The sequence below is a fragment of the Aneurinibacillus aneurinilyticus ATCC 12856 genome (assembly GCF_000466385.1).
Classification (GTDB): Bacteria; Bacillota; Bacilli; order Aneurinibacillales; family Aneurinibacillaceae; genus Aneurinibacillus; species Aneurinibacillus aneurinilyticus.
The window spans coordinates 21,812-32,046 of record NZ_KE952688.1; the positions used below are offsets into that span (position 1 = coordinate 21,812).

Annotated in this window: 11 protein-coding genes; 3 read left to right on the forward strand and 8 right to left on the reverse strand. The window is 43.3% G+C overall.

What is annotated here, in order from left to right:
* Positions 1–65 precede the first annotated feature (65 nt).
* Positions 66–545 carry an HXXEE domain-containing protein gene (locus tag HMPREF0083_RS03075; RefSeq protein WP_021619553.1) on the reverse strand — a complete coding sequence of 160 codons (480 nt, stop codon included), beginning with the start codon at positions 543–545 and terminating at the stop codon, positions 66–68.
* 477 nt (positions 546–1,022) lie between these two features.
* On the reverse strand, positions 1,023–1,877 hold the full coding sequence (locus tag HMPREF0083_RS03080) for an alpha/beta hydrolase family protein (RefSeq protein WP_021619555.1): 855 nt from the start codon (positions 1,875–1,877) through the stop codon (positions 1,023–1,025).
* A 301-nt stretch (positions 1,878–2,178) separates the two neighbouring features.
* Between HMPREF0083_RS03080 and HMPREF0083_RS30045 the strand changes: the two genes are divergently transcribed.
* Positions 2,179–2,295: an IS3 family transposase gene (locus tag HMPREF0083_RS30045; RefSeq protein ID WP_412674581.1), complete on the forward strand. Its 117-nt coding sequence runs from the start codon at positions 2,179–2,181 to the stop codon at positions 2,293–2,295.
* Positions 2,296–2,488: 193 nt separating this feature from the next.
* Here the strand turns inward: HMPREF0083_RS30045 and HMPREF0083_RS03085 are convergent, their stop codons facing one another.
* Positions 2,489–2,959 carry a LysM peptidoglycan-binding domain-containing protein gene (locus HMPREF0083_RS03085; RefSeq protein ID WP_021619558.1) on the reverse strand — a complete coding sequence of 157 codons (471 nt, stop codon included), beginning with the start codon at positions 2,957–2,959 and terminating at the stop codon, positions 2,489–2,491.
* A 701-nt stretch (positions 2,960–3,660) separates the two neighbouring features.
* On the opposite strand from HMPREF0083_RS03085, the gene HMPREF0083_RS03090 reads away from it, so the two are divergent.
* A complete protein-coding gene (locus HMPREF0083_RS03090) occupies positions 3,661–6,759 on the forward strand; it encodes a hybrid sensor histidine kinase/response regulator (RefSeq protein WP_327848980.1) in 3,099 nt (1,032 codons plus the stop codon).
* Positions 6,760–6,916: 157 nt separating this feature from the next.
* On the opposite strand, the gene HMPREF0083_RS03095 is transcribed toward HMPREF0083_RS03090, so the two are convergent.
* From HMPREF0083_RS03095 to HMPREF0083_RS29245, 4 genes are all read right to left on the reverse strand, one after another.
* Positions 6,917–7,834: a DMT family transporter gene (locus tag HMPREF0083_RS03095; RefSeq protein WP_021619561.1), complete on the reverse strand. Its 918-nt coding sequence runs from the start codon at positions 7,832–7,834 to the stop codon at positions 6,917–6,919.
* A 54-nt stretch (positions 7,835–7,888) separates the two neighbouring features.
* Positions 7,889–8,209 (reverse strand): ArsR/SmtB family transcription factor, encoded by a 321-nt coding sequence (locus HMPREF0083_RS03100; RefSeq protein ID WP_021619562.1) that lies wholly within the window; start codon positions 8,207–8,209, stop codon positions 7,889–7,891.
* Between the two features lie 338 nt (positions 8,210–8,547).
* Entirely contained in the window at positions 8,548–9,351 is an 804-nt protein-coding gene (locus HMPREF0083_RS03105) for an MFS transporter (protein ID WP_081695989.1), read from the reverse strand.
* 133 nt (positions 9,352–9,484) lie between these two features.
* The gene (locus tag HMPREF0083_RS29245; RefSeq protein ID WP_245191306.1) at positions 9,485–9,817 is read right to left on the reverse strand and encodes a hypothetical protein; all 333 of its coding nucleotides are present in this window, start codon (positions 9,815–9,817) and stop codon (positions 9,485–9,487) included.
* On the opposite strand from HMPREF0083_RS29245, the gene HMPREF0083_RS30050 reads away from it, so the two are divergent.
* Complete coding sequence (locus HMPREF0083_RS30050; RefSeq protein WP_412674518.1) at positions 9,727–9,945, forward strand: helix-turn-helix transcriptional regulator; 219 nt, start codon at positions 9,727–9,729, stop codon at positions 9,943–9,945. The genes HMPREF0083_RS29245 and HMPREF0083_RS30050 overlap by 91 nt on opposite strands.
* Here HMPREF0083_RS30050 and HMPREF0083_RS28630 read toward each other — a convergent pair.
* Positions 9,899–10,235 (reverse strand): hypothetical protein (locus HMPREF0083_RS28630; RefSeq protein ID WP_209421071.1); only part of this gene is annotated, 337 nt, incomplete at its 5' end. The genes HMPREF0083_RS30050 and HMPREF0083_RS28630 overlap by 47 nt on opposite strands.

The following is a 10,235-nucleotide window of genomic DNA, read 5'->3' on the forward strand; positions in this document are numbered from 1 at the left end:
GACGCGTGCACCTTCTTTCTTTCACCTTATGGATCATCAACAGGCGTGTTATTTTTTTACCTTTTCTAAAAAGGTATAGTTCTTCTTCCAATCTTAAATAAAAGCGGAATAAGTGCTAGCAAAATAATACCAACTGCCATTGTTGAAAATATTAACTCCTTCCATGCTAACTGATGATTCTCAAACAAGCGTAGGATAATGAGTGAGTTAATTGGAATATTAAGCATGATTCCTGTAACAAGACCTGGTGCATATCTTTTTAATACTATTGTTGCAATGGCATGGGGAAAAATAGCATTGAGAATCATTGAACCTAAAAAACCAATGAAAATCCATTTCGCTAAGTTGGACTCTGGTACAAATAAATAATAGAAGGCTGATAAGTATGCAAGTGCAGTAATGACAATTACAGCAAAATGAAATTCACCTGCAGTAACCGATTTTTGAAATTTTGAAGGCTGTTGTGACCATTTTGGCAACCAAATAGCCTCTTCTATATTATGCAAAGTAATTGCAAAGCAAAATAATATAATGAAAGAATCCATACGCTACCTGCCTTTCTAAATGAATTTCTAACACTCTTTAATGAAAATGTTCTTTCTTATTTCATTCTACACGAATGCATTCCAAATAAAAAAGCACCTATCCCGTTTAACAGGTGCTTACCTTGTGTGAAATGTAGGAGCAATCGGCTACCTTGGTTTGACTGTGATCCAATCAACATGGGGTAGCACTTTGAGAAACATACAAATCATCAGAAGCATCAGCGCCGCAGATATATGCTGCTGGTGGTTGAAGTTCCAACGATCGTCAAAGCTATCATGACATGTTTGTGGTAGGAGGTAAGAAAAAAGGAAGGGCGGTGGACAGGAGCTGTCGGAAAAAAACACACTGGCCTTTCTTCTGCCGGAGCGCCAGGGCGCACCAACCTCTCTCCTCCTTCCAACCACCTGAACTTTTGTTAATATGTCAAATGATTTCTACATAGATTCTATATATTATATCTCGCAGTCTGCAAACAATTATTTATTATCAAGTCCTAATTGTTTGATAACCCACTGGGTACGATCTTGATAGGCTGCATCACAATTCGTAAAAAGATGGTCGGTATGATACCAGGAAATTTCCTTTGGTGAACTTGCAATAGAATAGAATGTATCCGCTTGATGTTTCGGTACAAATTCGTCGTCATGAACAAATTGAAATAACAGTGATGCAGGTGTAGCTTTATTTATGTAATGAACCGCATCTAATGGTTCCAATTCAGAAATAAATTTATTAAACCGCTCTCTTGATAACTTGGCACGAATCAAAGCTGCTAATGGGTGATCGCTCGTTTTATGCCACTCAGATACACTGGAGAGTCCAGCCATTAAAACATATGATTTAATACGCTCTTCGACTCCAGCGAGAACTCCTCCCCAGGTAGCGCCCAAACTATGTCCGACATACGCAAGACGATTTACATCAACATTTTCGAAACTAAAAAGAAGGTCGATTCCCCTTTGGATGTCAACGACTGTTTGAGTATATTGCTGGATGTCACTTATTGCCTCTAACATAAGACTTAATTTCTGTTCCTCAGACAAATCTTTTGGAGGACGGCTTCGCATGGCAGGTGCAGTGATTAAAAGAGAAACTACACCGTTTAAAGCTAAAGCTTCAGCTTCAGACAAAAATGTTGTTCGATTGCCTTGACCAGGATGCATAAAAACAACTGCCGGGGAAGGTCCGTTTGCATCAGGAACGACCAAATAAGCAGGAACTCTCCCACCATACGGACTTAAATAGGACACATCTCTAACAGTATAACCATCCTTTTCAATACATGAAGATTCCTCGAAATTTAAAGGTAAAGAACGCTCATACTCAAGCACTAATAACACTCCCCTTAGATAAATTTGAAAGTTTAAGTATTTTTTATCTATCCTACCACAATTTATCTTTACTGGATTGGGAAGAAAATTAATTCGTTATATGTTGTTTAAGTGATGATTCTCGTGCCTTCAATATGTTTTGGAAAAAGATAGTTTGTTGAACTCTTCGATATACGTAAAAAATATGTGTTCAAGCTGAAGCCGCTTGATGGAAGGAAGTTCGCTCCCTCCCGGTCCAATGCAGTGTTAATGCAGCATATCCCCCTTCTATAGCAATGGAAAAGTACATAATCGAGATTGCATACGTTTTGACAAACTCTTATCTGACTGCATCTATGGCTATAACTGTCACCGCTACCAGTGGACATTAGAAAAACTGACTCCTGTTGAATACAGGAATCAGCTTTTAGTAGCCTAACCGTTACTTTTTTAAGTTTTCCATTATTCGGGTTACAGTTCAAATATCGAGGCCACCCTCTCTGCGCATAGGTTCTTTATTTAGTGTCTACTTTGGAACGGTAATACCTTGGGGGAAAATTGCAGATATAGAAGAAGCAAAGCGCTTAGCACGATTGTAAAAATTCCTGCATAATGTAATGTTCCTGCTTATTTTATTGGGGAAGATACACATCTTGACCAGCGGAAAGTTTATTATAATCTTTTATATGTGGATTAGCTGTCAATAAATCTTTCAATGGAATTTTAAAAGTAGCAGCAATCGAACTCATGCTATCCCCTTTTTGTACTTTATAACTGACGATCCCTTTTGTCATTACAGAAGGTCTCTCAACCTCTACACTTCCGTCCATTGTTTTACTAAAAATAGTTTGGCTGTGAACAGGATTATCAAGTGCTTGAATTTGTAATCTATCTGATATAAGTTCTTTTGCTTTCACTATCTCCTGCGATTCTTTTGCTAAGACAGGAGCGGAATAAGCAAGGAGAGAAATGGTAATAGGGATAAGAAATTTGGTAACGCCATAAGCCCGCTTCTTCCTCTTCGCTTCCCCTTTTTTTATCTCACGCACAATACCAGAGTGTTCAGACCTATTCATCGGTATGGCAAATAATTCTTTTTTCACCTTTACTTTATACTCCTTCCGCTTTCAGTTAAATAATACTGTTTAATATCTGTTACTTAATTTTACTGATGTCAACTCAACAAATTCTGAACAAATTGTCATCTATATTATTTATTTTTATCAATCTATATAAGATTTTGACATGATAACATGGTTGGAAGGAAGAAATTCGGAAAAGAGAAGAAATACTTGCTTGCTCGATTTCAAGAGTTCGACGACAACAGCGGGCAGATCGAATAATGGCACGAGTCGGAGCGCACTAGCCCCCCGCTGCCCTTTACATGGAGCCTCTACCCCTCTTGACCCCCATAATCTTGAAGGAAAGAAAAACCCTCCATGTAAAGGGTCATTTCGCTCGGTCCCATGCAACACGGGTCAGTTTGCATTCCCTCAATGCCTCCAGCTTCTTCTCGATCGTTTGCCCCATAACTACATCCCCCTCACATTTTTCGCCATCTCAAGTGCAATGCAGCGCAGTACCCACCAATATTAGATAAAAAACTCCAGAAACATGTGCGAATAACCCGAAAGGCGCATTTATAGTGGCACATCATACATCCATCAAGTTAAGAACGCTATTCCTAAAGAGAAAAGCGCGTTATCCTTTTCTTATATCAAATTGATCTAGGACAACTGAAGGAGAAATCGATGTAAAATTGTATTTATCATATATAAAGGTTGAGTTAAGGAGTCAGGTTTTGTTGAATAATCTAATTAGGATTAAAAAGTGGAAAATTTTTCTTTTAGTAGGCCTGTTCTTGGTTGTCCTTACAGGTTCACGCATTCTCTGGATGATATCGTTTCAAAGTACCGAGCAGCCACATGTAGTGAATGGACAATTGGATTTACGAAACTGGGATGCTACAGAAGGTTGTACGATTACCCTGGATGGCCAATGGGAATTTTATCCTCATACATGGCTAATGAGTAACGGAAATCATAAGGAGCCGGTTAGGGGAAATCCTGAATTCATTCAAGTTCCAGGAAATTGGAATGCTTCCCTGCAACCAGGGCATAATACCCCATACGGTTATGGTTCTTATCGTTTACGAATTCTCGTTAATCCGGAAAACGATTTAACCTACAGCATTCGTATTCCAAGCGTTCGAAGCTCGTCGGCGTTGTATGTAAATGGGAGGTTGCTGGCAAAGTCAGGTCATCCAGGGGCAACAGAAGAGGAATATGTTGCATGGAATGTTCCTTACTCGGCCTCCTTCACAACAAACGGAAGCAACATAATCGAGGTTGTTATACAGGCGGCAAATTATAAAGACCCCCGTAATAGCGGCATCGTTCGGTCGCTGAAGTTTGGAACAGAGGATGCGATTGCTCGTGAGACACAACTGTCCGTGTCCATGCAGCAAATGGTTGCCGTCGTGTTTTTGCTGCATGCTGTATATGCGCTTATTTTGTTTCTGGTGGGAAACCGGGAGAAGAGATTGCTTTACTTTTCCTTGCTAATCGTCAGTGCAATGCTTATAAATCTTCTTGGGAGCGAAGAGAAATTATTGCTTTATTGGCTTCCAATTGATTATGAATTGGGATTTAAGTTAGTCCATCTTTCAATGATTGTCGTTGCATACTGTCTGCTACAATGTGTGGTGCACGAATTGCCGACGTGTTGGTTCAAAATTTTTCCATGGTACGTTATTCTTTGTGGAGCCGCTGTACTGTGGTTGCTCCTGCCCTCCCAGTATATTGTGACGCTTCAGCCCTTGTATGTGATGATTATCGGGATTTCTATCCTAATAGCCATAGTTTCTATACTCTATACGTCCATGAAGAATATCGAGGATAACGTTTTATTACTTCTGTCCCTTGTCGCGTTTACGAACAGCCTCGTATGGTGGGGAGTTCTCCTTATAACAGGAATCAAAATTGTATATTATCCGTTTGACCTGATTGTATCGATGACTTGTTTTGCGTCCGTCTGGTTCAGACGCTATTTTCAGGTTCATTTCGAAACCAAGAACCTTGCAGCGAAGCTTCAGAGAGTAGACAAGCTGAAAGATGAATTTCTCGCTAATACATCTCATGAACTGCGGAATCCGCTTCACGGTATTCTCAATATTTCACAAGCTGTTCTGGAAAGAGAGCAACATTCACTAAATGAAAAAAGCGTCAAAGATTTGGAAACAGTCCTGTCTGTGGGACGACGTATGACGCTTATGTTAAACGATCTACTTGATGTGATGAGTCTAAAAGAAAGCAATCCTAAGCTGAAAATGCGTGTTCTTTCCATTCAGACGATTGCAACTGGCGCATTGGATATGCTTCATTTTATGACGGAAGGAAAACCGATACAGCTAATTAATCATATACCTGAAGAGTTTCCGAAAGTATTTGCCGATGAAAACCGGGTTATACAAATTGTATTCAATTTGCTTCACAATGCGGTGAAATACACAAATGAAGGTGAAATTTCAATTCGGGGATATGTGAAGGATGGGAGGGCACACATTGCGATCTCGGATACGGGCATTGGCATGGACGAGGAAACAATGCGGCGTGTGTTTGAGCCTTATGAACAGGCCGACCCTGGCAAGACGATGATCGAGGGAGGATTTGGACTCGGGCTAAGTATCAGTAAACAATTGGTCGAACTGCATGGAGGAACGCTGCAGGTCAGTTCTGTTCTCGGTCACGGTTCGGAATTCACCTTTACCCTACAACTGGCCGATCCAGCCATTTTGCAAGAAGAAACAGAAACGAAAATTCATACATCAATCGCTTTTACGGAAGCCGCATTGGCTGCTTCCGTCCCTCCATTTGATTCGATCTCTGGGCAGCAACCGCAGATACTTACTGATCGACCCAGAATATTAGTTGTGGACGATGACCCCGTTAACCTGAAAGTGCTTGAAACTGTTCTTTCCTCAGAACAATTTGACATTATGACAGTAACAAGCGGCAAAAAAGCACTAGCTGTATTGGATTCGAAGGAGTGGGATTTAGTCATTTCAGACGTCATGATGCCTCAAATGTCCGGGTACGAGTTGTCACGAACAATTCGCAGGCAGTTCACGATCACAGAACTTCCGATTCTGCTTCTTACGGCAAGAAGTCAGCCTGAGGATATTGAAAATGGGTTTCTGTCTGGTGCCAACGATTACGTGACAAAGCCGGTGGATGCGTTGGAAATAAGAGCACGAGTTAGGACGTTAACCGAAGTTAAACAATCTGTGCGGGAGCAACTACGAATGGAAGCAGCTTGGCTTCAGGCGCAAATTCAGCCTCATTTCTTATTTAACACATTGAATACAGTTTATGCTTTGAGTGAAATTGATATGGATCGAATGCGTAATCTGCTCGAAGCATTCAGTAATTTTTTGAGGGATAAATTTAAGTTTCAAAGTGCGGATGAGCTTGTGCCTATAGAAGAGGAGTTAAGTATTGTCCGTTCCTATCTATATATTGAAAAGGAACGGTTTGACGATAGGCTACAAGTTACTTGGGAGATAAGTGGATGTAAGCAACTGAAAATCCCTTTGCTTACCATCCAGCCCCTAGTTGAAAATGCTGTGAGGCACGGCATCATGAAGCGTGCACGTGGCGGCAATATTCATATCCGTCTCTCGGACTACGAGACTTACGCAAAGATCGTGGTTGCAGATGACGGTGTGGGGATGGATGAAGAGATGGTACAGCGCATATTCATGAAGCAATCAGATACTACGTCAGGAATCGGTCTGTCTAATACCGATCGGCGATTAAAACGACACTTTGGCAGAGGACTTCAAATTACAAGCAAGCCGGGTTATGGGACTTCAATATCGTTTATTGTCTATAAAAATAAATGAAAGCTCGAAGTTCAATGGTTATGATAAGATTTAAATGATAGAAAGTTAGACGCAGTTTGATCTAAACCAAACTGCGTCCCCTTTTAAGCTGCTGTTCCCTGAGTTATCTCATGGATTTTCGAAGCTCGGAAAACATTCCCGCACCCCCTTCCCACCTCTATGATCTATCAGCTTTTCCGAGCGTCGCTAAGCAGACTCCAATCAACACCATTACCATTCCGAGCATTTGCTGCCATGTCATCGTCGTGTTGTACATCACAACGGAGAACAGCGTTGTCACAATTGGTGTCAGATTCAAGTAAATGCTGGCCCGGCTCGCGCCAATTTGTTCAACCCCTTTATTAAATATCACATAGCCGATCAGCGTACCGCATAGGACCATATACAACATTTCCAGCCATCCTTGACTGGATAAATAAGGAACTTTTTCCCATCCTCCTTCAATCAATGAGCTAACTCCAAGAAACACCGAGCCGATTAGAGTCATCAAAGTCGTTGCAAATAGCGGAGATATCTTCTTCATGATTACTTTTCCAAGCAAACCATACGCAACACCACAAGCTAACGCAGCAAGAAACAAGACGTCTCCTACATTAAAGGACAAGGAACTAATCGTATTGAATGACCCTTTCGTAATGACAATGACTACACCGACCAGCGATAAAACCAAACTAAGTGCTGTCGTCCTGCTCCACGCTTCCTTCAAAAACAAGACGGCTCCTACCGTAACAAAAACGGGCATGGTTGCAATGATCAACGCTCCATTAATGGCAGACGTATATTTCAGACCTAAAAAGAATAAAGCATTATAGCCAAAAATCCCGGTTAACGATACAAAAAGCAGTCCTTTCCATCTTTGTTTCAACACAGGCATAGTCCATTCCGATTTCAAAATGGCAACCATTGTTAACAACAAACCGGCGAGCGCAAAACGAAGGGTTGCAGCGACAAGAGGCGGAATTTCTGATACAACATGCTCTGCCGTTGAGAAAGATCCTCCCCAAAATAAGGGTACAGCCAGCATCAACCAATACATTCCCTTCCATGGTTTACTGCTATTGTTCTTCATATCCATCCCCCATAGTTAAGTTTATATGTTTAAAAATTTAAACATAATGATCAAAAAAATTTAAAGACCTGTTTCGATTGCCGTAATCAGGTTTTTAATTCTCTCTATGAATTCACCGGCGCTTAACGAATAAAATTTCTCATTCCCATTCCTGCTAAAATTGATCAAGCCAGCTTGTCTCAATATTTTCAGGTGATGCGAAACAGCTGGTCTGGAAATTTCCATCTTATCTGTGATTTGATTTACATTCAGACTGTTGTGTTCAAGTAAGAGCATAATAATATGCTGCCGATTCTCATCACCTAAGGCTTGAAAAATAGGCGTCGTTAATCGGAATGTTTCTAAAACAAGCTCCCTGTTTTTACAATTAGCAGATTCCATGGCATTCACCTCTATATGTTCAAACTTTTAAACATACTTATTATGATGCTACGAGCTTTCTTTGTCAAATGTACCCCGCTAGGGTTTATTTGTCAGGCGAATCTTTAAGTGATTGTCGTCTTGTCTCCTAAATAAGATGCTTTATCTCACGCCTGTTGATGATCCATAAGGTGGAAGAAAAAAGGTGCACGCGTCGGCGTGTTCCCTCGTCTTTTCACGAGGAAGAGACATGGCCGCTTTGTGGCGCTATGCTTAACAATGAATTTCGCCTACAAAAAAGGACCTCATCTTCCGCCTGATATCGGATATGAGGTCCTTCTTTTATGGCAGGAGGCGTTTCAGTTCGCATGACGGCGTAGCAGCAATGAGGCTAGGGCCGAAATTCCGCTGATTGCTCCGCTCGTCAGGAAAGCCGCATGGTATCCGGACAGTTGGGAAACGCCGGTTATTCCGTCGGCAGTCGTCTGCCCACCTGCCGCTGCGTGAGCCACAGTTACGAGAACCGCTATGCCAAGCGCGCCACCGAGCTGGCGGGCGGTATTTTGCAGCCCTGCTGCGATGCCGGAATCTTTGGATGGAATGCCCGCGAGTACAGCGTGGATGGCCGTCATCAGCATCAGCATCAGTCCCAGCCCTGCGCCAATGAGCAGGCTGGGAAGCAGCAGCCAGGTAACGTAATCTGGATGGAACGGCAACCAATTCAGCCAAACGAATCCTGCTGCGGCCATAAGACCGCCGAAGAAAGGAAGCCTATGGAATCCTGCATCTTCAAGACGGCGAGAGACAATAGCGGTGACGGCCAACGTAACGGCCATCGGCAACAGTGCAAGACCTGTATCAAATGGACTGTAGCCCTCGATATTTTGCAGGACAAGCGAGAGAAAGTACATATTGGCCGTCAAGGTTGCACCGAGCCCAAGAACCATGATCATACCGACAGGCACGTTCCGGTGACGGAAGATTTCAAGTCGAATCAGCGGCTGGGCCGCACGAAGCTCTACCCAGACGAATACAATCAAGAGAATTAGCGATAATCCGAGCGTCCAGAGAACGACCGGTGAGTCCCAGCCTCGCTCGACCGTCTGCGTAATCCCGTAGATGAAGGCTGCGACAGAGAGTGTAATCGTAGCCGCACCGGGAATATCAAGCTTCTCCCGCTTGGCATTTTTCGGCTAGCGCTGGAGACTGAGCGCAACAATTATTATAAGCGCAACGCCGATAGGCACATTGACGAACATAACCCAGCGCCAACTTGCGTGATCGGCATTTCCGAGCTTATGTACGCTTTGGTTCGGCGGGCAGCCTCCTGGTACGATCAGGATTTCCTGGAGCCGAAGCAGGAACGAATCGCCGCCGTATTGCTCGATGAAATCGTGCAAGCGCCATTGGAGCCTTTGCACTTGCCCATGCCTTCCGAGCCCCGTCTTCTGCGCATTGCGAACGCAATCTTGCAGTGTCCCGAGGATAGCCGAACGCTGGATGACTGGGCTGCATGGGCCGCTCTTTCGCCTCGGACCTTGCGGCGGCTGATTCTGGCGGAAACTGGTTTGACGTTCGCCCAGTGGCGTCAACAGGCACGGTTGACGCATGCGCTAGAAATGCTGGCACGGGGGGATTCTGTCGCAATGATCGCCGACGCGCTGGGCTATTCTTCGCCCAGCAGTTTCATCGCGATGTTCCGACGTGCTTTTAGGGACTCACCAGGCCGTTATTTGGCAACACGACAAGAGAAATAATCAGCTTGCGCAATGAAAGTTTGAGCAACTTTCCGCCTTTTTTATCCCGTTTAACCCAAAACACAAATCGCGGTTCCTTCCACGGATCACTCTGGAAGCACAAGTAAGCCTGTCGCTGCTTTTTTAATTCATCGTCAAGGGTGTTGATTATCCAGTACGATCCATAGTGGATCGTCACCACACCGTGTCCCAAACGGGCGTCGGTTCGTCTCCGCATAGAAGCGGGGCCGCTTTTAGCCTCAGCCAGGCGGGACCGTAAAACACGCAATACCCTCGTCGTTTTTGATTCA

Excerpts from the sequence above, each read along its gene's own strand:
- HMPREF0083_RS03075 (WP_021619553.1), bottom strand. The coding sequence starts at position 545 with ATGGATTCTTTCATTATATTATTTTGCTTTGCAATTACTTTGCATAAT.
- HMPREF0083_RS03095 (WP_021619561.1), bottom strand. The coding sequence starts at position 7,834 with ATGGATATGAAGAACAATAGCAGTAAACCATGGAAGGGAATGTATTGG.
- HMPREF0083_RS03100 (WP_021619562.1), bottom strand. The coding sequence starts at position 8,209 with ATGGAATCTGCTAATTGTAAAAACAGGGAGCTTGTTTTAGAAACATTC.